The sequence below is a fragment of the Clostridium lundense DSM 17049 genome, assembly GCF_000619945.1.
Classification (GTDB): Bacteria; Bacillota; Clostridia; order Clostridiales; family Clostridiaceae; genus Clostridium_AO; species Clostridium_AO lundense.
The window spans coordinates 331,723-354,760 of the sequence record NZ_JHVC01000001.1 but is presented as its reverse complement, the minus strand read 5'-3'; the positions used below and the strand labels follow the sequence as shown (position 1 = coordinate 354,760).

Annotated in this window: 20 protein-coding genes, 1 riboswitch and 1 other annotated feature; of the genes, 3 read left to right on the top strand and 17 right to left on the bottom strand. The window is 30.4% G+C overall.

Going from position 1 to position 23,038, the window contains the following annotated elements:
- Positions 1-17: 17 nt before the first annotated feature.
- The 4 genes from T514_RS0101635 to T514_RS0101615 all read right to left on the bottom strand — a co-directional run bounded on the left by T514_RS0101635 (position 18) and on the right by T514_RS0101615 (position 4,683).
- On the bottom strand, positions 18-401 hold the full coding sequence (locus T514_RS0101635; protein ID WP_027623173.1) for a CBS domain-containing protein: 384 nt from the start codon (positions 399-401) through the stop codon (positions 18-20).
- A 60-nt stretch (positions 402-461) separates the two neighbouring features.
- Positions 462-1,259: a ribonuclease H-like domain-containing protein gene (locus T514_RS0101630; RefSeq protein WP_027623172.1), complete on the bottom strand. Its 798-nt coding sequence runs from the start codon at positions 1,257-1,259 to the stop codon at positions 462-464.
- A gap of 149 nt (positions 1,260-1,408) precedes the next feature.
- Positions 1,409-3,100: an arginine--tRNA ligase gene (gene argS, locus T514_RS0101625; protein WP_027623171.1), complete on the bottom strand. Its 1,692-nt coding sequence runs from the start codon at positions 3,098-3,100 to the stop codon at positions 1,409-1,411.
- A gap of 89 nt (positions 3,101-3,189) precedes the next feature.
- Positions 3,190-3,404 (bottom strand) — a binding site (T-box leader).
- A 43-nt stretch (positions 3,405-3,447) separates the two neighbouring features.
- Complete coding sequence (locus T514_RS0101615) at positions 3,448-4,683, bottom strand: MFS transporter (protein WP_027623170.1); 1,236 nt, start codon at positions 4,681-4,683, stop codon at positions 3,448-3,450.
- A 166-nt stretch (positions 4,684-4,849) separates the two neighbouring features.
- Here T514_RS0101615 and T514_RS0101610 point away from each other — a divergent pair, with 166 nt between their 5' ends.
- On the top strand, positions 4,850-5,206 hold the full coding sequence (locus tag T514_RS0101610; RefSeq protein ID WP_027623169.1) for a CidA/LrgA family protein: 357 nt from the start codon (positions 4,850-4,852) through the stop codon (positions 5,204-5,206).
- Positions 5,199-5,888: an LrgB family protein gene (locus T514_RS0101605; protein WP_027623168.1), complete on the top strand. Its 690-nt coding sequence runs from the start codon at positions 5,199-5,201 to the stop codon at positions 5,886-5,888. Before T514_RS0101610 ends, T514_RS0101605 begins: the two co-directional genes overlap by 8 nt.
- Before the next feature lie 204 nt (positions 5,889-6,092).
- Here the strand turns inward: T514_RS0101605 and T514_RS0101600 are convergent, their stop codons facing one another.
- The 6 genes from T514_RS0101600 to T514_RS0101575 all read right to left on the bottom strand — a co-directional run bounded on the left by T514_RS0101600 (position 6,093) and on the right by T514_RS0101575 (position 12,834).
- On the bottom strand, positions 6,093-8,144 hold the full coding sequence (locus tag T514_RS0101600) for a thioredoxin domain-containing protein (protein WP_027623167.1): 2,052 nt from the start codon (positions 8,142-8,144) through the stop codon (positions 6,093-6,095).
- 147 nt (positions 8,145-8,291) lie between these two features.
- Positions 8,292-8,792: a MarR family winged helix-turn-helix transcriptional regulator gene (locus T514_RS0101595; RefSeq protein WP_027623166.1), complete on the bottom strand. Its 501-nt coding sequence runs from the start codon at positions 8,790-8,792 to the stop codon at positions 8,292-8,294.
- A complete protein-coding gene (locus tag T514_RS0101590; protein WP_027623165.1) occupies positions 8,758-10,335 on the bottom strand; it encodes a DHA2 family efflux MFS transporter permease subunit in 1,578 nt (525 codons plus the stop codon). Before T514_RS0101590 ends, T514_RS0101595 begins: the two co-directional genes overlap by 35 nt.
- A gap of 14 nt (positions 10,336-10,349) precedes the next feature.
- Positions 10,350-11,003 (bottom strand): HlyD family secretion protein, encoded by a 654-nt coding sequence (locus tag T514_RS0101585; protein ID WP_027623164.1) that lies wholly within the window; start codon positions 11,001-11,003, stop codon positions 10,350-10,352.
- Between the two features lie 20 nt (positions 11,004-11,023).
- Positions 11,024-12,004 (bottom strand): RND family efflux transporter, encoded by a 981-nt coding sequence (locus T514_RS0101580; protein WP_027623163.1) that lies wholly within the window; start codon positions 12,002-12,004, stop codon positions 11,024-11,026.
- A 239-nt stretch (positions 12,005-12,243) separates the two neighbouring features.
- On the bottom strand, positions 12,244-12,834 hold the full coding sequence (locus T514_RS0101575; RefSeq protein WP_027623162.1) for a TetR/AcrR family transcriptional regulator: 591 nt from the start codon (positions 12,832-12,834) through the stop codon (positions 12,244-12,246).
- 134 nt (positions 12,835-12,968) lie between these two features.
- Between T514_RS0101575 and T514_RS0101570 the strand changes: the two genes are divergently transcribed.
- Entirely contained in the window at positions 12,969-13,811 is an 843-nt protein-coding gene (locus tag T514_RS0101570; protein WP_027623161.1) for a DegV family protein, read from the top strand.
- Between the two features lie 101 nt (positions 13,812-13,912).
- Here T514_RS0101570 and T514_RS0101565 read toward each other — a convergent pair whose 3' ends face one another.
- The 7 genes from T514_RS0101565 to T514_RS0101535 all read right to left on the bottom strand — a co-directional run bounded on the left by T514_RS0101565 (position 13,913) and on the right by T514_RS0101535 (position 22,995).
- Positions 13,913-14,569 carry an HAD family hydrolase gene (locus T514_RS0101565; RefSeq protein WP_027623160.1) on the bottom strand — a complete coding sequence of 219 codons (657 nt, stop codon included), beginning with the start codon at positions 14,567-14,569 and terminating at the stop codon, positions 13,913-13,915.
- Positions 14,556-15,392 carry a hydroxyethylthiazole kinase gene (thiM, locus tag T514_RS0101560; RefSeq protein ID WP_027623159.1) on the bottom strand — a complete coding sequence of 279 codons (837 nt, stop codon included), beginning with the start codon at positions 15,390-15,392 and terminating at the stop codon, positions 14,556-14,558. Before thiM ends, T514_RS0101565 begins: the two co-directional genes overlap by 14 nt.
- Positions 15,393-15,420: 28 nt before the next feature.
- Positions 15,421-15,924, bottom strand: a complete 504-nt coding sequence (thiW, locus tag T514_RS0101555; RefSeq protein WP_027623158.1) for an energy coupling factor transporter S component ThiW — start codon at positions 15,922-15,924, stop codon at positions 15,421-15,423.
- Between the two features lie 15 nt (positions 15,925-15,939).
- The gene (locus tag T514_RS0101550; RefSeq protein WP_027623157.1) at positions 15,940-16,239 is read right to left on the bottom strand and encodes a thiamine-binding protein; all 300 of its coding nucleotides are present in this window, start codon (positions 16,237-16,239) and stop codon (positions 15,940-15,942) included.
- Positions 16,240-16,475: 236 nt separating this feature from the next.
- Positions 16,476-16,574: riboswitch (TPP riboswitch) on the bottom strand.
- A gap of 86 nt (positions 16,575-16,660) precedes the next feature.
- Positions 16,661-19,060: a tyrosine-protein phosphatase gene (locus T514_RS0101545; RefSeq protein ID WP_027623156.1), complete on the bottom strand. Its 2,400-nt coding sequence runs from the start codon at positions 19,058-19,060 to the stop codon at positions 16,661-16,663.
- 405 nt (positions 19,061-19,465) lie between these two features.
- Positions 19,466-20,800 (bottom strand): putrescine-ornithine antiporter, encoded by a 1,335-nt coding sequence (potE, locus tag T514_RS0101540; protein ID WP_027623155.1) that lies wholly within the window; start codon positions 20,798-20,800, stop codon positions 19,466-19,468.
- Between the two features lie 35 nt (positions 20,801-20,835).
- A complete protein-coding gene (locus T514_RS0101535; RefSeq protein ID WP_027623154.1) occupies positions 20,836-22,995 on the bottom strand; it encodes an ornithine decarboxylase in 2,160 nt (719 codons plus the stop codon).
- Positions 22,996-23,038 lie beyond the last annotated feature (43 nt).

Genomic DNA, 23,038 nt, shown 5'->3' with positions numbered 1-23,038 from the left:
AATACTATCTTATCCTATTATTCAACCTTTTTTATAAAATAATCTATTATATCTTCTACGGTAATAATGCCCTTAACGTTGTTTTCATCATCTATTATAGGCATAGCAATGATATCATTTTCTCTTAATTTTTTAGCTGTTTCTATTAAATTCTCTTCTAATCTCCCTGTTACAACTTGTTTAGTCATAACCCAATCTACAGGGCATGTATCATAATGGCCTTCTTCAATTAAAAACCTATAGATGTCTGCCTTTACTATCATCCCAGCTAAGCAACCAGATTCATCTATTACTGGTGTTCCATTAATTTTATTCTCATTCATAATGTCTAAAGCTTTTTTTAGTGTGTCTTCTGACTTTACAGTTATTAAATTTGATTCCATTATATCCTTAATTAGCATAATTAAACACCTCCTAATTAAATTATACCATTTTATTTAGGACAAGTGTAAAATTTTATTTTAATAACTATTTTTAATTATATTTTCTAATTTTTCATTATCTAAAGCACCTTTTAATATTCCATCTATTATCCTAGATGCGGCTTTTTTGGAAATTTTTTTAAATTCCTTATCAATTTTTATATTGTTTTTTTTCATTAAAAAATTTAAGTATCTTATTTGCTTCTCTGTTATAGCATCTTCTCTTATAATTTCCTCATTATTATCTACCCTATATATTAAATTAAATATTTTAGGAAGATTTAATACATCTTCATAATTGTGTAACATAATTTTTTCTTTTAATTCATTACTCGATGTTTGAAGATATTTATTATATAATTCTACACTTAATCCTCCATCAATAGTATCTTTTCTTTGTATACCTATAAATTTTTCTACAGTTTTTAAATTACATCTATCTATACCTAATTGTTTATAATAAGGTCTAATAAGTCTATATAAATCTATATGTTCACTAGGAACGCCATATTCTAATTTATTTTTTTGAAATCTAAATTTGATAAAAGGTTCATCAAAGGCTAGTCCATTGTATGAACACCAAGTTATAAATTCTTCTATATCCTTACCAAATGCTTTAAGTAATTCTCTTTCATCCTCTAAATTTTCTGCATAATACTGTTTTATATTAAGATTTTCCTGATCTAAATACCAACCTAAAGATATGAGGATTATTTTATCTTCCTCTTTTTTAAATCCTGTAGTTTCTATATCAAAATAAGCTATTGAATCCATTTTATATTTTTTAAAAATATTTATAGGTATGGATACCTTTTGTACATTTTCTCTTATAATCATCTCTATCCTCCAACCCCTATACTGTACGAACGATTATAATTATACAACAATATGTAGACTAATAAAATACTCAATGCAATGTATTTAAAAAATTTCATAATAAAAATGCAGAATAAAAGTTATACTTCCATTCTGCATTGAGTATAAATTTACATTTTTTCTACTACTTCTATGCCTAGTAGATTTAATCCATTCTTCAATACTTGACAAGTTCCTTCTACAAGCTTCAATCTTGCTTTTCTTGTTTCTTCGTCCTCTGCATTTATTATACTGCATTGATTGTAGAATTTATTAAAGTTTTTAGCTACATCTATAACATATCTTGTAACTACTGATGGTTCCAATTTATCTATGGAGTATAATATAGCGTTATTAAAGCCTTCTAAAGTTTTTACTAATTCAAATTCTTCTTTGGAGCTTAATTTGCTATAGTCCACTTCACCAGTAACAGTTCCCACTCTTCTTAATACACTCTTTCCTCTTGCATAACTGTATTGTACATATGGACCTGTTTCTCCATCAAAACTTAACATCTCATTCCAACTAAATACTATATCTCTTTCTCTGTTGTTCTTTAAATAAGTAAATATTACAGCGCCTATACCTATCTTCTTAGCTACTTCCTCTTTATTTTCTAAATTAGGATTCTTCTCGTTAATTACTTCCATAGTCTTTTCAATAGATTCATTTAATAAATCTTCAAGGAAAATTACTTCTCCCCTTCTTGTTGATAACTTTCTATCCGAAAATCTTACAAGACCAAAACCTACATGTTTACAATCTTCAGCCCATTCATGTCCCATAAGTTTTAATGTAGTAAATACTTGTTTAAAATGAAGAGATTGTTCAAGACCCACTACATATATGCTCTTATAGAAATCATAAGTATTCTTTCTATAAATAGCTGCTGCTAAATCACGAGTAGCATATATAGTTGCTCCATCAGATTTTTTGATTATACATGGAGGCATATTGTATTCATCAAGCATTACAACCTTTGCTCCATTACTTTCAGTAAGCAATCCTTTTTTATCTATTTCTTCTACTACTGCATCCATTTTATCTCCATAGAAGCTTTCTCCTGCATAAGAATCGAATTCTACATTTAATATATCATATACTTTTTGGAATTCCTTTAAACTTAAATCTCTAAATCTCTTCCAAAGTTTTACTTCCTCTTCTGATCCTTCTTCTAACTTCTTAAAATGCATTCTTCCTTCTTGTTCTAATGAAGGATCTTTTTCAGCTTCATCATGGAATTTAACATAAATTCTTAAAAGCTCTTTTATTGGTTCTTTTTCTAATGCTTCTTCATCAACCCATCTTTTATAGGCAGAGATTAGCTTACCAAACTGAGTTCCCCAATCTCCAAGATGATTTAATCTTACACAATTATAACCTTGTGAAGATATTATTTTATAAAGTGAATTTCCTATAGATGTACTAAATAAATGTCCTACATGGAAAGGCTTAGCTATGTTTGGTGATGAATATTCTATAGCTACATTTTTGCCTTCCCCTATTTCTGAAAAACCATATTTTTCTCCTTCGCTAATTATTTTCTCTATAGTTTCTTTTGTAAATACAGCTTTATCTACGAAAAAGTTTAAATAAGGCCCTAAGTTTTCTATCTTTTCAAATCCTTCTTTATTAATACTTTCTTTAAGATCAACTGCTATCATATTAGGTGCTTTTCTTAAAGTTTTTGCTAGTTGGAAACATGGAAAAGCATAATCTCCCATTTCAGCCTTTGGTGGTATTTCTATTAGCTCTTCAATTTTTTCTAAAGGCAATTCTATTTTTTCAGCTATTCTTTCTGCTACTAACTTTTTATAATCCATTTTAAACCTCCTAAATTTTAAATAATAAATTATAAATAAAAAATAATAAATTTTGTTTTTATATAATATAAAAAACCCCTCTCTTAAATAAAAGAGACGGGTAAATATTCCGCGGTACCACTCTAATTGACAAAGTCCACTCAAAACCTTAACGGGGTTAGCGTCTTATTCTACTTTTCTTAAGTATAGAATTTTGAATAAGCTTCTCCAAGGTTCTCTTCCTTTTTATTCTCTTCCAGGCTTCCACCACTCCCTGTTCGCTTAAAGAATAAATAAAAAGTACTCTCCTTTTCATAGAATTTACTTTTAATTTCAAAGTCAATTATATTATTATCCTCTCGCTTTTGTCAATATGAATTAGTAATTTTTCCTCTATTAACCTTTGCTAACAATCTCATAAACATAGATGCAATTAAAATAGCTGCAAAAATCGTTATCCAACTTTTTTCTATACCATAGCGAGATGAAAATTTCCCCATAATTATAGGTCCTACAGCCCATCCTGCTCCATAAATAGTAGGTAATACTCCATTTATTCTTCCTCTATGAGAAGCAGGGCTATTGTTGGATATAACCACTGGGGTATTTATGGCTACTATAACTTCCCCTATAGTCATTATAGCTATAGAAATGAAAAAATATACTGTGCTTTTAAAAACTGCAAAAACTAAAAAAGATATAGAATATAATATACCTCCAAATGATATAGACTTAAAACAATTCATCTTTCTAGTCCATCCAGAAATTAATGAAGTTGAGCATATAATTATAAATCCATTGAATCCTGCTAAAAATCCAAAATATTTTCCTCCTTCTTGGCCAAATATATTACTTAATTGTAATGGAAGTAAAAATGCCCATTGTGAATAAGCAAATTGATATACAAATAATATTAAAGCAAAATATATTAATATTATTCTTTCATATAATATTTTAAAAACAGATCCTTTTTCTTCTTTTTCCAGAGTCCACTCTTCTTTTTTGTTTATTTTTAAATTTGAGGTTTCTTCAATAAAAAACAAAATAAGAGTTAAAGATATGATTGTTGTAAAAGCATCTCCCCAAAACACAAAAGATAAATGATTTTTATATAAAAGTCCGCCTATTACAGGTCCTATTGAAAAGCCTAAATTATGTCCCATATATAATAGAGAAAATGCCTCATTTCTATTATTGGGTGTAGTCAAATCCGCAACAATAGAATCTTGTGCTGGCATACAAAATGAATAAAATATAGGCGCCATCATAAGTGTATATGCCATTTTCATAGAGGGTTTTAAAAAACCACATATTATAAATACAATTAAAGCTAAACTCTGAAAAATTAATATGGTTTTTTTTCTTCCAAAACTATCTACAAGCTTTCCCCCAATTAGCATACCTGGTGCAGAAAGTAAAGATATACAAGTCATAAAAATTCCTGTTTTGCTTACAGATATTCCAATCTTTTGAGTAAGTATAAGAGTTAATAATGGATAAACAAAACTTCCCAAACTATTTACTATTCTAGATATAAAAATTATATATATTTCTTTTGGCAATCCTTTATATGGCTCTATTATCTTATGTATTATTTTGTTCATATAACCCTCCGTCACACTTCTTCAATTAAATTATACATATATTATTAAATATTGAAAATAATTTTTTAAAAATTTAAACTTCTATTCTATTGTGGCATTTTTCTACAAAAAGTACTACAATGAATATTGGCGTTTTTAAAAATACTAAAGAGAAAGAGGTGTTTTTTTGAAAACATTAAGACAATTGGGCATTATATTAATTGTATGCCTATTAGGAGAATCTATACACAGTTTTTTTAAGCTAAACATACCAGGCAATGTAATAGGTATGTTAATATTATTCTTATGTCTATTTACAGGTATAATTAAGGTAAATATGATAGATCATGTTAGTAAATTTTTGCTTGATCATTTGGCATTTTTCTTTATACCTGCCGGAGTAGGTATTATATCCTGTATGCCTATTTTATCTGGAAAATGGATAGCCTTTTTATCTGTATGTCTTATATCTACAGTAATAATAATTGCTGTTACAGGATGGACAATTCAACTATATGTAAGGAGAGTAGGAAAAAATGAATGATATTATAAATTCACCTATGTTTGGGATATTACTATCTATTTTCTGTTTTGAAATAGGACTGTATACATACAAAAAGACAAAACTTCCCCTATTAAATCCACTATTAATATGTATAACCTTGATAGTTATTATTCTTATTTCCAGCAATATAAGTTTAGATTCATTTAATAAAGGTGGAAAGCTTATCTCTTTTTTTCTAGGACCTGCAACAGTAGTACTTGCTGTTCCATTATATAATAAATTAGAAACCATAAAAGAATATGCCATACCTATAACACTTGGTGTAACTATTGGATCTATTACTGCTATAATTAGTATATTCTATATTTCTAAGCTATTTGGTCTGACCAGTGAATTGACACTTTCTTTAGTGCCTAAATCTATAACCACTCCTATAGGTATAGAAGTTTCTAAAGTTATAGGTGGTGTTCCTGCTATTACAGTAGCTGCAATTATTATAACTGGTATTATGGGAGCAGTTATCTCCCCCCTTGTGTGTAAAGTGTTTAAAATTACAGATAAAATTGCCATAGGAATTTCCATAGGAACTGCTTCTCATGCTATAGGTACTACAAAAGCTATAGAAATGGGCGAAACAGAAGGAGCTATGAGTGGGCTAGCTATTGGTATTGCTGGACTTATTACTTCCTTTTTAGCACCAATTTTGATTAAACTACTGTAAAAAAGCGCTATGCACTTTTTTAGTTGACAGTTGACAGAGAACAATTGACAGTTATGGATGCTCTTCCTCAGCTAACACTATAGAAAAGCTTAAATTAAAAATTTTTCGTAATGCTAATGGAGAAAAATTATCCTTAACTGTCCACTGTCAATTGTAAATTGTAGAATCCTAGGACTCTATACTCTCCCTATATAATCTAAAAAATCATCTGTCCAATAACTCTACAAAATCCATAATATTATCTACTGGTTTATTACAAGAAAAATTTTCACATAAATAAGCAGTAGTTTTTTCGTTTATTTTCCCTTCATGTTCTACGAAAGGCACAAGCTTATTTAGGTTATTTCCATCACTGTTTAATAGTATATTAGTAAAAGGTAAAAATCTATCATTTAGTTCTTTTAACATTTCCCTGGTAATATTATCCTGAGGATCACCAGCTATTACTATTTGTGTATTTTCTTTTATACTATACATAAATGCAGTTAGCAAAAATCCATGAGACTCCAAATTATTTTTTATATTTCCTCCAAAATTATTGAATGTATTAGAAGCCATTTCGCCTAATTCTATATCTCCAGTAATTCTAGAAAGTCTGAGCATATTGTAAACAGCTACAGAATTCCCTGAAGGTATGGCACTATCATAACTTTCTTTTGGTTTATATATAAGCTGTTCTCCATCTTTTCCATACAAAAAAAATCCTGCTGAAGTTTCATCCCAAAAAAGTCTTACCATTTCTTTATTAAAATAAATAGCCTTATCCAAATACTGTACATTAAAAGTAGATTCATAAAGTTCTATAAGAGCCCATATTAAAAATGCATAATCATCTAAATATGCTAAATGAGCACCTTCTCCTTCTCTATATCTAGCAAGCAGCCTTCCATCTTCTCGCAAAAGATTATCTAAAACAAACTTTAATGCTTTTTCCCCTGCTTTAGTATATTCATCATTGTTAAAAGCTCTTCCTGCATATGCAAAAGCTACAATGGCTAAACTATTCCAAGAGGTAAGTATTTTATCATCTTTAAAAGGATGTATTCTCTTTTCTCTATATTTAAACAGTTTATCCCTATAGCTATCTAATTCTTTTTTCGAATTTTCATCTATTTTCTTTAAATCTTTTCCTATTAAATTAGGTATATTTTTTCCTTCAAAATTTCCCTGTTTACTTATACCATAAGTAGATGAAAAAATCTTTCCCTGTTCCTCTCCTAATACTTCATATATTTCCTCTAAATCCCATAAATAAAACTTTCCTTCTTCACCTTCTGAATCTGCATCTTCAGCAGAATAAAAGCCTCCCTTTGGTGATGTCATATCTCTTAATATATAATTTAATATTTTTTCTCCAATCTCTTTATAAAAACTGTCTTTTGTAACTTGATAAGTTTCAGCATAAACTAAAGTTAAAAGAGCATTATCATATAACATTTTTTCAAAATGTGGTAAAAACCACTTTTTATCTGTAGAATATCTTGAAAATCCAAAACCTATATGATCAAATATTCCTCCCTTATACATTTGGTGCAAAGTATTTTCCACCATTTCTAAAGCTCTTTTATTATTATATACTTTATAAAATCTTAGAAGAAACATAAGTTTATGTGGAGTAGGAAATTTAGGTTGCGTATAGAATCCTCCATATACTGGATCATAAATTTCATTTAAATTTTCATAAGCTCTTTCTATCACTTCTTCTTCTAATTCTTCGCTTTTGTCCCCTACTATATAATTATTTATATCTTCCATAAGTCTCTCAGAAGAATTGATTAGCTTATCCTTATTGTCCCTCCACTCTTCAGAAATAGCATCTAGAATGTGCAGCAATCCTGGTCTTCCAAAACTATTTTTCTTAGGAAAATATGTACCTGCAAAAAAAGGCTTTTTATCAGGAGTCATTATAATAGTTAAAGGCCATCCACCACTGCCTGTAGTAGCCTGGCAAAAGGTCATATAAATACTATCCACATCTGGTCTTTCTTCTCTATCTACTTTTATAGAAACAAATCCTTCATTTAATTTTTTTCCTACTTCCTCATCCTCAAAAGACTCTCTCTCCATAACATGGCACCAATGACATGTAGAATATCCTATACTTAAAAATATAGGTTTATTTTCTTCTTTTGCTTTTGCAAAAGCCTCTTCACTCCAAGGATACCAATCTACTGGATTATGGGCATGCTGAAGTAAATATGGGGATTTCTCATTTACCAGTCTATTTTCATATTTATGTATATTCTCATCCGACATATTATCACACTTCCTTATATACTATAATAATCTTTAGTATACCCTAAAAATAAAAAGGTACTACTTTTATTTAGCAGTACCCTACTTGACTATTTCAATATTATCTAAATTTTTTAATAACAGTTCACTTATCTTTCTTATAAACACTTAAAACTTCTTATTTTCTTCGTCATCATCATTTAATAATAAACTAAATTGCTTTAATCCATAGATAATTTTTTCAACTTCTAATGGATCCATATTCTTTATTCCATTAGATATTAAATCAGATATATATGCCTTTTTCATGTTGCAAATATCATTATTTTTTTTAAACTCTTCAGAAAGCGATAGTTTCACAATTCTACGATTATCTTCAGGTATTTCTCTAATCACAACCCCTTGCTTAGTTAAACGATCTACTATACCTGAAACTGTACTTTTGGCTAACATCATATGCTCACTTAATTCGTTAAGAGTTATAGAAGGTATATGATGCAGATAAAATATAACACAAAGCTGCTGCGCTGTAAATCCATATTGTTTTGCAATTTTCCCAAATTTACATCTAATAACCCTTTGAATATTTCTCATTATTTCAATTATTTCATTTGATTGTTTTGACACTAATTCATCATTCAGAAATGACGACTCCCCCCTTAGAGTCATTTATTTCACCTTCCTTACCTTGTTTTTTATTTTTCATAAATAAAGTTAGAATTATTGCTGCTAGAACTATAACAGCAGTTACACTAACTGAATACCCCATAGCATCCAAAGTAGCTTGACCTTGAACCATTTTAACTAGCTGAGATATAGCCATTCCCTTAGCCGTCCCTTGTGGAAAACCTGCATGCACATATGACTTTGTTAACATACTTATAGTATTATTAGCTGTTCCATTATAAACATTTATTTGCTCTGACAGTTTCAAGTAGTTATAATTAGTCTTCCACTGCATTATTGTAGACATTACAACTACACTTAATGAACCTGCTATTTGCCTTATAGTATTAGAAATAGCTGATGCCTTTCCAATCAAGTGCTTTGGGACAACATTCATTCCTGTAGTACTGATTGGCATGGAACTAAGCCCTATTCCTATAGATCTCATGCAATTAATAAGTATTATAGTTTCTCTGCTAGAATTCATATTTAAAGCAGCCGCCAGTTCATAAGAACTTATAGCTAGTATTATGAGTCCAGGTATAACAACTGTTTTTACTCCAACCTTCTCAAAAAGATTACCGCTTATTGGCATCATAACTCCCATTACAAGCGCCCCTGGCAGCATAATCAATCCAGCTTCCATAGCTGTATATCCTCTTACATTTTGTAAAAATAATGGAAGTACATAAACCCCACCCATTAAGGCAAATGTTAAAACACAAGTTATAATTTGACTTATACTAAAGTCAAATAATTTGAAAATACGCAAGTCTAATAAAGGCTCTGGATGGGTAAGTTCATTTATTACAAACAGTATAAGGCTTAAACAACCAAGGGTCAATATTATTGGATTTTCTACCTTTCCCCAATCAATTGAAGATCCTTCTCCAAGAACATATAATACACTTACTATACCAACTGTTGAAGACAAAAATCCTATTATATCAAAAGATTTAACTACCTTTTCTTTTGTCCCTTTTAATAAAATACCTGCTAGTATTACCCCTACAATACCTATTGGAACATTAACATTAAAAATAAGTCTCCAATCCATCTTCTCAATCATATATCCCCCTAGAGTTGGCCCTATGGCAGGTGCTGCCATAGCTGCTATTCCCCAAAATCCAAGAGCTAAACCTATTTTTTCTCTAGGAAACACCTGATATATTATGGACATTCCAACAGGCATTATCATTCCTCCACCAATGGCTTGGATTACACGAAAAATTATCATAGATGTATTATTCCATGAGAATCCACATAATAATGAACCTAGTGTGAACATTGCTAATGCAAATATATATATTCTCTTAGCCCCAAAAATATCTTGCAAATATCCTGTTAATGGTATTATAGCACCTAGCGCTAACGTATAAGAGGTTAATATCCACTTTGCATCATCTAATGATACACCAAAGACAGCCATCATCTTAGGAAGAGCAATATTAACTATACTACTATCTAGTATAGACATAAATGTACCTATTATAACTACACATAAGGCTAACCAAGCACTTGCTATATCATTCTTATTCTCTTCCATCATAAATCACCTCATTATTTAACGTGAATCTTAACAACAGCATTTGTTCCTGGAAGTATTTTATTATTAAACTTATTAAGTTCAATTTTTATTGGTATTCTCTGAACTACCTTTGTAAAGGTACCGCTAGTTGATGATGGAAGAAGAGATAAAGCTGAATTTGCTGCTTCACCTACAGATTTAACTTTACCTGTAAACTTTTGAGAGCTAAATTCATCTATAGTAATGTCCACTGCTTGTCCAACTCTCACCTTTCCCAGCTTTGTTTCTTCTATATTTGCAGTTATATAAAGTTTATTTGGGTCTATCAATGTAAATAAAGTTTGACCTAATGACCAAACTTCACCTATAGTACCTTGCTTCTTAATTATTATACCATTAATAGGTGATCTCATTAAAGATTGCTCTACACTTGTATCTGGAAGATTATTCATTTCCTGACAAGCTAAAATTTGATTTTTTACAACTGTATCCCCTTCTTCCACATTAATTTCTAATAGCTTTCCTGTAATTTGCGGAGTCACGCTAACTAAATCTGCACTAACTCTAGCATCGTCAGTAGAAACATAATAAGTGTTTTCATACCAATAGTAAAATCCTATACCAGATAAAGCTACTACAATTGCCACTAATATTCCAATTATTAATACTTTACGCTTTTCTTTCATATCAAAAGCACCTTCTCTCCTTATTTCTTTAAGCCAACTTCTGCAAACATACCAGATTTTAACATGGAATTTGGATCTGATAAAGCTACCTTAACTAAAACATTTCTGCTTTGTGAATTTAGTTTTGAGTTTATGACAGTTATTTTTCCTTTAAACTGTTTATCTGGTATCTCAGATACTTTAACAATTACATCTTGTCCTTCCTTTAGCTGATTTACAATCTCTAAAGGTGCATAGGCATTTACACATAGTCTACTAGAATTAACTATAGATAATAGTGCAGCACTTGTAAAAGCCATTTCTCCTACATTAATATTTTTAGCAATTACTACTCCAGAAATAGGAGCTGTAATAGTAGCATTACTCAATGCTGCCTGTGATACTTTCAAAGCTGCTTCAGCTTGATTTACCTGAGCTTGATAAACACCTATACTAGACTGTGTTGGACCATTTTTTAACATATTTAACTGTTCTTGAGTATTTTTATATTGTGCCTGAGCAGCTGCAAGCTGCTGCTCAGCTAAATCTAACTGCTGCTTAGCTTCTACTCCAGCATCAACTAGAGTTTTAGTACGATCATAATTCTTTTTGGTAACTTCGTAACTCTTAGATGCACTATCTAAACTAGCTTGAGCCTGTGCTATTTGTTCAGGACGTGTGCCGTTAGTGGCGTTAGCTAAATTTGCCTTGGCAGTATTTACTGCTGCTTCAGCTTGATCTACCTGAGCCTGCAAATCTCGTGTATCTAGTTTAATAATAGTATCTCCTTGATTAACTTTTGAACCAACATCAACTGTTATTTCAGAAACCCTGGCTGAAATTTTTGAGCCTATGTTTGCTTCTTCATTTGCTTGAATCTTCCCTGCCATTATGTATTGAGCATTAGTGCTTTGTTGAGTATTTTTGGTTGCTTGTACATTATTATTTACACTTGTACTGACATTTGAACTACAACCACTTAAAAATACTGCTGTAATTAAACAAAATAAAGTCTTTTTCATTTTAACCCTCCATATACGAATTATTATTATAGATATTATTCGTATTCTTATCGTTCGTATGATAACAATTATTATAATACTTTCCATTTTTCTATTCAAGAAAATTATTCAATAATCTATATAAAAAATAAAAACCATTAATACTTATTTTAGAGTATCAACGGCTTTTAATTTTCTTATATATTTTAGGTATCGTTCTCATTATAGCAGTATTTCCTTTTTTAAAAAATCTGTTTATTTCATGGATTTTGTATTTCATTCTTTATATTTCCTACATTTAAACCTTTCACATGATAGAAGTTTAAAATAACATTTGTCATTTCTTCTGGAGTTTTTTCTGTACCATCCTCAATCCACTTTTTTAGTGCAAACCATAATCCTCCTGCCGAAAAATGATTAAAATAATCATCATTTGATATAAAAGTTAATTTTTCAAATTTTTCATTTGTTGCCATAGAACTTATATATTTTAAATGTAAATGGAGTAATGTTGAATATACATTATTGTCTATCAGCTTCTTTACAAATTCTCTATTTTTATACCAATATTGAAAATATGTAATAAGCAAATCATATAATGTTATATTATTTTTAGCTGAAATTATTTTTATAAAATCATTGTAAAATCCATCAACATAATATTCTAATATAGCTTCCTTTGTAGAAAAATTTCTATAAAGTGTCTGTCTAGTTAAATCTGCATTCTCTGAAATTTCTTTTAAAGTAATCTTACTATAGGGTTTTTTATCCATTAGTTCAATTAATGAGTTTACAATCCATTTTTTTGACCTTAAAGTTATAGGATTAATTTTTTCTTTACTTTCACTCATCTGTAACCTTTCTCCTTATATGTATCATTTATTTTATTTCATTGACTTCATACTTTACAGTATTATATGATAAATATATAAATGTTACAAGTGTATCATTTGTAACGCAAACTACATTTTACGAGGTGAACTAGATGAATAAAATAGCTGTTGTTACTGATAGTACTGCTGTAATTGATAATGAACTACTTAAAAATAATACAAATTTATATTCATTACCTCTGCATCTAATAATTGATGGTAAATCTTTTAGAGATGGAATAGATATAACTCCAAGTGAATTTTGTTTTAAAATGAATCAAGCCTTAGATCTTCCAACTACTTCTCAACCAGCTGTTGGAGATGTTTTTAAACTTTTTGAGGAACTAGTAGAACAGTATGATTACATTATATATATTACAATTAGCTCTAAATTAAGTGGTACTTTTCAAACAGGAGTGTTAGTTAAAAATCAAATTTCAGATGACAAAATAATTGTTTTTGATTCTACCTTTACATCAACTATTCAAAAACAGATGATAATTAAAACTTTAGAATTAATAAAAACGGGAAGTTCTATTGAAAATATCATTAAAAATCTTGACTATATAAAATCAAATTCAAAAATATATTTAGTTGTAGATGATTTAAAGCATTTACATCGAACTGGGAGAATATCACTATGCGCTTCATCCTTTGGAAATTTAATAAATTTAAAGCCAATTCTATATTTTGAAAAAGGTGAAATATTATTAAAAAACAAAGTAAGAACTATGAATAAAGTATATACTAATTTAATTGAATTGATTACAAATGCAAAGTTATCTTCAAATTCAAAAATCATTATAGCACATGCAAATGGTTACGATTATGCCTTAAAATTAAAAGAAAAAGTATTAGAAATCTATCCTGAAAATATAGTTACAATTGAAGAACTATCCCCTGTAATAAGTGTACATACAGGAGAAAAGAGCTTTGGTATATCATGGGTATCTTAAACACTTATATACATTTGTAAAGAATTATCATTAGTAATATATCTCTTAAATTTGGACATGCAATCTATTCCAAAAATAAAACTTCCTAAGTTATAAAATTCTTAGGAAGTTTTATTTTTCAACAAGCATTGAAAAGAGCATACATATTTATCACAAAGTAACTGCATTTCTTCTTTTGATTTACGTGTAGATTCATCATATATTCCAATAGTATAAAAACCTGTATTTTTTGCTGTTCTCATTGCATAGTCGGCATCTTCATAAACCATAGTATCTGCTATATTTGCTCCCATTTTCTTTATAGCAAGATAGTAGATATCCGGTTTACTTTTTCCAACACCAACTTCATCACAACATATAACAAAAGAGAAATAGGATAATACCTCCAAGCGCTTTAAAACTACCTCTGCCAGTTCTACTGGTGTAGCTGTAACCACACACATAATCACCTTATTTCTTTGCAAGTTTGAAAGGTATTCTTTCACATATGGTTTTAGCGGTATTTTATACTTATACTCATCTTTTATTAACTCATTAATATCAGAAATAATCTGCTTTGAAGAATCTCTGATTCCGAACTCTTTTTTGAAAAAACTAGCTGATTCTGTCATAGACATTGCACTTATGACTTCATTTAAATTTTCTGGAACTTTAATTCCTTTTCCTTTAAGATAATCGCATCCAAGATTCCTCCATGCAGGCATAGAATCAATAAGGGTACCATCCATATCAAAAATAGCATATCTATATTTCCTCAATATTCATTCCTTTATTTATAATTCCCAAAGTCATATTGCTTATATTGTCAATTAAAAACATACGAAACATCATAGTACCACCTTCAAATCTTTTCATCTTTTCAAAAGCTATATCCCCACTAACACCCATAGTTGCTACTGCAGCTAATGTGGCTTCAAATATATTATTTGGATTTCCCCCGCAAAAAGCCCCTATTAATGCTGTAGACATACAACCTGTTCCTGTTATTTGTGCCATGATTGGATGACCATTACGAATTACATATGCTTTTTCTTTATATGCTACAATATCTATAGCACCAGAAATAACAATAACACTCTGCATTACTTTACTCAATCTCTTTGTCACTTCTACTGTTTCTTCAAGACTATCCTCTGTAACCTTATCTATTTCATCAGCATCCACTCCTTTTGTCATGCTATTTCCATTTATTACACCTTTTTCATTTGCTATTCTCTTGATTTCTGATATATTCCCTCTAATAACAGAAAACTGTATACTTTGAGATAGCTTGAAAAATGTTTCATTTCTTAGCTTTGAAGCTCCTATTCCTACTGGATCTATGATTACAGGATGTTCCAATGTATTGCTCCTTTTTCCAGCTAAAATCATAGAATCCACCTCATGCACATTCCCCATATTAAGTACAAGGCTCTGACTTTTTTTGGTAATCTCTTCCACCTCATCCTTATGGTGTGCCATGGTAGGAGAACCTCCTCCAGCAAGTATAATATTTGCACAGTCATTTACAGTAACAAAGTTAGTTATGCAATGAACAATAGGCTTACTTTCAAACACATTTTTAAATATTGGTTCAAACATTATTTCCCTCCTATCTTCTATTTAACCTTTAACTATTCACAGTAGATTTCAAATACTGAAGCAACTTTGCCTTATCTAATATCTTTAATAATATATAACCCAACACTGCACCCATTAAAGAAGATGGAACAAAAAACGGAATATATGTAAATACAGAAGTATCTGGCAAACCATAAAATGTTCTCATAAATGGATAAGCAATAATTGCACTTATAATTCCAGTTCCAATAACTTCTCCAACAACTGCCCAAATTAATTTCTTAGACATTCTATACAGTAATCCTGATAAAAATGCGCCTACAACAGCACCAATAACTGCTAAAATAGTATTACCATTCAATATCATTCTCATAAGTCCTGTCATTAAGGCACAGGCAAAGCCCCAGAATGGCCCTAAAAAAACTGCTGCTATAACATTAATAAAATGTTGGAATGGGGCCATTCTTGGAAAAGATACGAAGGTACTTAAAACGTACCCCATACTTGCTAACAATGCAGTAAATACCTGTTTTTTAAATATTGATTTTTTCATTAGTTATCCTCCTTTTTATTTCGTTTCTAAATGATGCTTTTTTGTTTTCTTATCAATTGTCCATACACCCTGTGGATTATAATTTATTTTGACGTAAGACATAACACTTGGAGCATTCTGCTCTATACAGATAATCTGACACCTCTTTACAATATCCATCAGTTCATCATAATCACCTTCAATGGTTGTCTCAAAAGGGCCTACAAACATGCTCAATCCTGTGCTTCTAATATAGGCTATGACTTCATCCACAATACGAATAGTTTCTTCTCCTTCCACATTTGGTAATACCTGAATTGCTACACTTGCATTCATTTTCCATTCCTCCTAATTTTTATTTATTAAATTTTAAATAAAAAAGCATAAAAAGTAGATACACCCGCGGTGGTGCACCCCTTTTTATGCTTTTCTAAATTCACATAAAAGTTACGTGTTACTTATTAAGTTTTCTGTTTCAAATTTTCCTACTTTAAACTGAAAATCTGATTAATTAATATTAAATTTAAAAAAGATGCTTCAATCGTACAGATTAAAGCATCTTTATCTTATCTTAATCACAGTGCTTTGCTCCCTACGACAGTATTAACTGACAGGTTCTAAGGGTCAGGTTTTATCCTTCTCAACTATAATTAGTTCCCCTGCAATTTATATCAAATTTTATTTAAGTATAACATAAATTCACCTCTAAATCAATACCTCTCATGTATATAAATATAGAATTAGATAATTGTCAATACTACTTGCTTGGAAGAACCAATTTCTGTCCAGTATAAATCCTGTCAGAGTTCTTTATGGTATTCTTATTAAGCTTATAAATCTCTATATAACGTGTACCATCTCCAAGCTGTTTTTTAGCTATGCTCCATAATGAATCCCCCTTAACAACTATATACGCTACCACTTTAGTATTTTCTTTAACGTTATTATTGGTATTACTTGTTTCCTTTGTTTTACCACTCTTTGAAATTGCGGATTTTAAAGAAAGATTAGCTTTTAATGTCTCTATCTGTTTATCTGTCATACCACCTGAAAGAAGATAGTTTTTTGCACCTGCTCTAAGATCTGCTTTATTTAAATTGTCAGTTCCTGCAATAACTTTAAGCATTGCAAGCACATCCTGGGATATGAGCTTGTACTGATCAGTGCCTTTTTTAACACCATAATAATTAATATAGCTTTGCATATAATCTTCAACAATCTGATCCTTAGATGCACCCATTAAAGATCCAAGCAGTGCTCCGAAAAATCCTGTACGGTCTTTACCTTCTGTACAATGGAATACATAAGGTCCTTTATTTTCTGACATAAATACAAGACCTTTAATAACATTTTCTTTAAATTCATTGCTTCCATAAGCAAGTCCCATGTTCAAACATAATACATGATTATTCCTATAAAGTTCTGCATAGTATGGGGATGCAAAATCTTTTGTATTAAGGTAGTTCTTAATATTATCATTTGAATCAGCAAGATCAATAACTGTATTTACTTTTGCTTTCTTAATAAGCTTATCTGCATAAGAAGCACGACCAAGTTCATTATTTATTGGGCTTGAACTGCGGTAAAGTACATCTTTTGCAACATTTCCCATTGTAATATTACGGAAGTTAGCGAATATCTCATCAGAAGAATAATCTGCTCGTTTATTAGTACGCACTAATTTACGAATCTGATACTGAGTAAGATAACCCTTTGGTGAGTTAAGCATAATTGTTACTCTATCACCAACCTTTACTCCAGCTACCTCATTTAGCTTTCCATAGTTGATACATACTGCTATATTAGTTTGTCCTGGATATGCACGAATCAAAGGTTTACCATTGTCTACATAGTAACCATCTAAAAATGGTGCTTCTAGTACAAAACCATTATCAAATATAGCTGTTACCATATCACCTGCTTTAAAACCTAATTTATAAAAATCATTAATTAAGATATCTGTTGCCGCATGTCCGTATTTCTCTATTTGTTTAACTGTACCTGATACACTAGGAGTTTTATAAATTGAATCAACTGAAAGCTTTGTCCTAAGAGCTGTAATCTCATTTGAAGTCATACCACATCTTTTAAGATAGTTCTCTGCAGCTATTGCAAGATCAACTTTTGAAATGTCAGTTCCTTTTTTGTATTCACAAACAATTGTGGTTAAGGAAGCTATGATATTATTATTTGCTATTGCTGTATACTGCTGACTACCCTTTTTAACTTTGTAATAGTTCTCATAGGTAGTCATATAATCAGCCACTACTTCATCAATTTTTGCTCCCATAAGTGACTCTAATATAGCACTTACAAATCCTGCACGATCCTTACCCTCTGTGCAGTGAATTATATAAGGACCGTCATTTTTGCTTAAGAAACGAAGACCCTCAACTAATTTCTTTCCAAAGTCTTCTCCACCAATATTAACATCCATATTTAGTCCTTTAACTTTTCCTGCATCATAAAGTGACTTATAATAATTAGAATGGAAATCCTTTGATGTGAAATAACCCTTAATTTCTTCATCTGAATCAGCTAAATTAAGTACTGCCTTTACTCCTGCAGCCTTAACTAGTGCATCAGAATAAGCTGCACGAGCTAACTCATTATTTACAGGACTACTGCTTCTATATAAAACACCAGGATTAATTCCAGTAGTTGTAATGCTTCGGAAATTCGCAAATATTGAATCTGCTGCATAATCTGATCGTAAATTGGTGCGCTTTAACTGATGAAGCTGATACTCCGAAAGATACCCTTCTTTTTCTGATAATGAGAATGATACTTTGGTACCAATTTTTGCATTATACTTGGTAGAAAAATTACCCATGTTAATTGCAACAACAAGTAAATTGTTTTTCTGGTCATCACGTACTACAAGACTTCCTGTATTTACATCACTATACGATGTACAGAAAGGTATTTTAAGTACATTATCACCAACTGTAATTTTAAGAATATCACCTAATTTGTAACCCGCATCATACAGAGATTTAGGCTTGATATCCATTGTGATGTTACCATATTTTTGTACCTCTACAACAGTTCCCAATACCTCATCATAGCTATTTGTTGCCTTTGCTGTAATCTGTAGTGAGAATACCATTATAACGGCAACTAGAAGCATTGAAAAAATCTTTTTTACCTGCTTCATATTTCTCCCCCCTAAAACTTATATTTATATATTGTATATTCAACAAAATTAGGTATTTCCCTGCAAAATTCCATGGAGAATTAGTATTTTATGTAATAATACTATAATATATCCATATTTTTTTTGTATCAACACAATTCCACAGTAATCTCTAACCATTTTTGTATTTCAATCTAAAATTCTATTAATTAAAACTCCTTTATTTTTCTCAAGTATTTCAAAGAAAACCTTCAGCTAAAGGTATTGAAAAATTTAGTTACAACTGTTAAAGTAGAAAGAATAGCCAGTTAATAATTTTTATAAATAAAAATTATTAACTGGCTATTAACTATAATCACATATTATATTATAACTATCACTTGTAATAAATGGCGGCTAACGGATGCTATGCCGCTAGATAAAATATTAACTTTTAATATCAGTAGTAACATAATCCTTTTTTAAATCAAAACGGTAAGAAACAAAGCCATATAGTGTCCATCCTGCAAAAGTTACTAATGCTCCTCCAACAATTGGTTCAAATCCTGAAGAATAAATAGCATATAAACTATATAATGAAGCTATCAAAGCAACTATATTAATAATTTTCACTTTTTTATCTGGTACATTTTCGGATTTTAGTATTACGCTTATTGCTCCCATAGATAATAAATATGGAATAACATTTGTGACTACTGCCAAGTTTACTAGCAAGTTGAATTGTTTACTTAAACTTGGACTAATTGTCATTAAGGAAAGTAATGTTTGGATAATGGTAATAATAATCATTCCAGCAACTGGTGTACCTGTTTTTGTCACCTTACTAAATATTTTAGGAAAATATCCTTCAACTGCAGAACTTTTAAATACTTCTGCAATAGTAAATTGCCATCCCAATAAAGATCCAAAGCATGAGAGAACCATTAAACCAATAACAATATTGCCTACAACTGGATTAAACATCGTAGAAAAAACTAATCCAAAAGGTGCATTAGATTGCAATAATTTTGCATTTGGAACTATACCAGCCATAACATTTGTTGAAACAATGTATATAATTCCAACACCAATAGTTGCTGCCATACATGCAATAGGAACATTTTTCTTTGGATTATCAACTACATCCATATTTGCAGAAGCAGATTCGAGTCCTAAGAATGCCCATAAAGTTATTGATATAGATTTTCCAACAGCACTAAAAAACGGCATATTATTAGGATTCCATGAATTTACATATAATTTTCCACTAAACCAAAACCACCCCAAAACAGTAAGAAGTACTACAGGAATAATTACGCCCCAAACAGTAACTGAACTAATTTGACCAGTAATCTTTGCCCCTCCAAAGTTAAGTATTGTAGCTAACCATAAAACCATGATCGTACATAGTGCTACTGCAATAGGAGATAGTGACACCCCTAAAAATACTGAAGCATAGCCTACTGCGGAAATTGCAATTGCTGCATTAGCAATTAGTAATGAAACCCCGTAAGTATAATTGGCCATAAAACTTCCTGATTTTCCATAGGAATATTCTGCATATCCACCCATACCTCCGGAATTACGACTAAACATACCACATTGAGCAAAAACATAAGCTAACGCCATAGATCCACCTGCTGTAACTAGCCATGAAAGAATTGACATTGTTCCAACTTGGGCTAGATTAGTAGGAAGCATTATTATACCAGAGCCCATCATATTTATAGCTGTTAATATTGTTAATTGGAAAACACTCATTTTATTTTTTTTCTTCTCCATAGTATAATCCCCTTATTCAATTAATTTTTATTTAATTAATTCTTTTTATCTAATACGTATCCATAAGCTTTAACATGGCCATTTTCTTTTTCCAAATATACCCCTTGTATTTCTGGTGCAAAACCAGGAAATTGATTAATTCCATCTTGTAATATTAAAAAGTACTTTTGTGCTACTTCATTCCACTTTTCTCCTGGAACAACGCAAAACACTCCTGGTGGGTATGGTAAGGCACCTTCTAATGCTACTTCTCCAACAATATTTTCTAATGAAACTAACTTAGCATTATTTCTTTTTAATGCCCAATTAGCTTCTTGAGCAGTCATTGATCTTTCAGGAATTGAATCTGCCCTAAACAATTTCTTTTGACAAGTCTTAGCATCATTATTTTTGTAAAAATCATGCATTTCTTGGCATAGCCTTCTGATTGTATATCCCTTGTAACGCTCTTTATTATTATTATAGACATTTGGCAATACTTTACTTAATGGTGCATTTTCTTTTATAAGCTGTTCAAATTGAACAAGTTGTGCTACAAGATTGTCCATTTTTGTTGAAGTTTCTGCAGGTGTTAATAAAAATAATATTGAATTTAAATCATTTTTTTCTGGTATAATTCCACGTTCCCTTAAATAATTTGCAAGAATAGTAGCAGGAATACCAAAGTCTTCATACTCACCAGTTTCAACATTTATTCCTGGAGTTGTAAGCATAAACTTATTAGGATCAACAAAATATTGCTTTTCACCATATCCATCAAAAGAATGCCACTTTTCTCCTGGAATGAATTCAAAGAATTCTATATTATTAGCAATTTCTTCTGTATCATATTCCTCCCATCTTTTCTCTCTTACAATTGGTGGAATAAATGGTTTTAATAATGAACAATTTTTTATAACTGATTTTCTAGCTTCCACACCTAATTTTACACATTCTTCCCATAATCGTTTACCATATTCTCCTTCTTGCATTCTTGCATTAACATCCAATGATGCAAATAATGGATAAAATGGACTTGTAGAAGCATACATCATATATGAGTTATTAAAACGCTTATGATCTATATAACGTTTTTGTCCTTTTATATGTGAATCTTTTTTGTGAATCTGTGATGCTTGAGAAAATCCAGCTTGTTGTTTGTGAATGGATTGTGATACAAATATTCCAGGATCATTTTCATTTAAATGGAGTAATAATGGAGAACAATCCCTCATCATAGGAATAAATTGCTCATATCCAACCCATGCTGAATCAAATAAAATATAATCACAAAGATGTCCAATTTTATCAACTACTTGTCTAGCATTATAGATAGTTCCATCATACGTTCCAAGTTGAATTACAGCTAATCTAAATGGTCTTTTCTCCCCAGCTTTTTCTGGAGCAACCTTAGCTATTTCTTCTCTTAAATAATCTTCATCAAAGCAATGAGCATCAATACCCCCAATAAATCCAAATGGGTTACGACCAGTTTCTAAGTATACAGGATTACCACCTGATTGAACTAAAGCCGCATTATATACAGATTTATGATTATTTCTATCAAATAAGACCAAATCTCCTGGAGTAACTACAGCATTTATAATCACAGTATTAGAAGCACTGGTTCCATTCATTACAAAATAAGTTTTATCTGCATTATATACTTTTGCAGCATGTCCTTCACCATCTACTGCTGGGCCTTCATGAATCAACAAATCACCTAAAGCAACATCCGCATTACAAATATCTGAACGAAAAAGATTTTCGCCATAAAAATCATAAAAATATCTTCCAGCTGGATGTTTACGAAAATACTGCCCACCCTGATGTCCAGGACAATCAAATTGTATATGTCCTTTTTCTACATAACTACTTAAAGCCTTAAAGAAAGGGGGTAACACATTTTCTTCATATTGATTTGCAGCGGTTTCAATCTCTCTGCTATAGCGATTAGCATCATACTTATTACCATCAATTATACGATATGCTTTTTTTACTAATTTATTATGAGGCTTGTCCGTATTCTTTACTACCACAAATATGGGTATTCCAAACTTTGTATTGTATACTTCATCAATCAAATTAGTATCAGAGTCAGTTAGTATAACTGCAGCCACGTCCGTATAATCAGTATTTTCAGTTAAAACTAACTCTCGATTAGTTGAAAAATACTCTTTAGACTCTGAAGTGCAAGCAATTTTAAAATGTTTCATAATTTTACCCTCCATCATTTGTTAAAATAAATTTAATTAAATA

Bases quoted from the DNA above. Each gene is read 5' to 3' on its own strand.
- T514_RS0101635 (WP_027623173.1), bottom strand. From the start codon at position 401: ATGCTAATTAAGGATATAATGGAATCAAATTTAATAACTGTAAAGTCA.
- T514_RS0101630 (WP_027623172.1), bottom strand. From the start codon at position 1,259: ATGATTATAAGAGAAAATGTACAAAAGGTATCCATACCTATAAATATT.
- argS (WP_027623171.1), bottom strand. From the start codon at position 3,100: ATGGATTATAAAAAGTTAGTAGCAGAAAGAATAGCTGAAAAAATAGAA.
- T514_RS0101615 (WP_027623170.1), bottom strand. From the start codon at position 4,683: ATGAACAAAATAATACATAAGATAATAGAGCCATATAAAGGATTGCCA.
- T514_RS0101605 (WP_027623168.1), top strand. From the start codon at position 5,199: ATGAATGATATTATAAATTCACCTATGTTTGGGATATTACTATCTATT.
- T514_RS0101600 (WP_027623167.1), bottom strand. From the start codon at position 8,144: ATGTCGGATGAGAATATACATAAATATGAAAATAGACTGGTAAATGAG.
- T514_RS0101595 (WP_027623166.1), bottom strand. From the start codon at position 8,792: ATGACTCTAAGGGGGGAGTCGTCATTTCTGAATGATGAATTAGTGTCA.
- T514_RS0101590 (WP_027623165.1), bottom strand. From the start codon at position 10,335: ATGGAAGAGAATAAGAATGATATAGCAAGTGCTTGGTTAGCCTTATGT.
- T514_RS0101585 (WP_027623164.1), bottom strand. From the start codon at position 11,003: ATGAAAGAAAAGCGTAAAGTATTAATAATTGGAATATTAGTGGCAATT.
- T514_RS0101580 (WP_027623163.1), bottom strand. From the start codon at position 12,004: ATGAAAAAGACTTTATTTTGTTTAATTACAGCAGTATTTTTAAGTGGT.
- T514_RS0101575 (WP_027623162.1), bottom strand. From the start codon at position 12,834: ATGAGTGAAAGTAAAGAAAAAATTAATCCTATAACTTTAAGGTCAAAA.
- T514_RS0101570 (WP_027623161.1), top strand. From the start codon at position 12,969: ATGAATAAAATAGCTGTTGTTACTGATAGTACTGCTGTAATTGATAAT.
- thiM (WP_027623159.1), bottom strand. From the start codon at position 15,392: ATGTTTGAACCAATATTTAAAAATGTGTTTGAAAGTAAGCCTATTGTT.
- thiW (WP_027623158.1), bottom strand. From the start codon at position 15,924: ATGAAAAAATCAATATTTAAAAAACAGGTATTTACTGCATTGTTAGCA.
- T514_RS0101550 (WP_027623157.1), bottom strand. From the start codon at position 16,239: ATGAATGCAAGTGTAGCAATTCAGGTATTACCAAATGTGGAAGGAGAA.
- T514_RS0101545 (WP_027623156.1), bottom strand. From the start codon at position 19,060: ATGAAGCAGGTAAAAAAGATTTTTTCAATGCTTCTAGTTGCCGTTATA.
- potE (WP_027623155.1), bottom strand. From the start codon at position 20,800: ATGGAGAAGAAAAAAAATAAAATGAGTGTTTTCCAATTAACAATATTA.
- T514_RS0101535 (WP_027623154.1), bottom strand. From the start codon at position 22,995: ATGAAACATTTTAAAATTGCTTGCACTTCAGAGTCTAAAGAGTATTTT.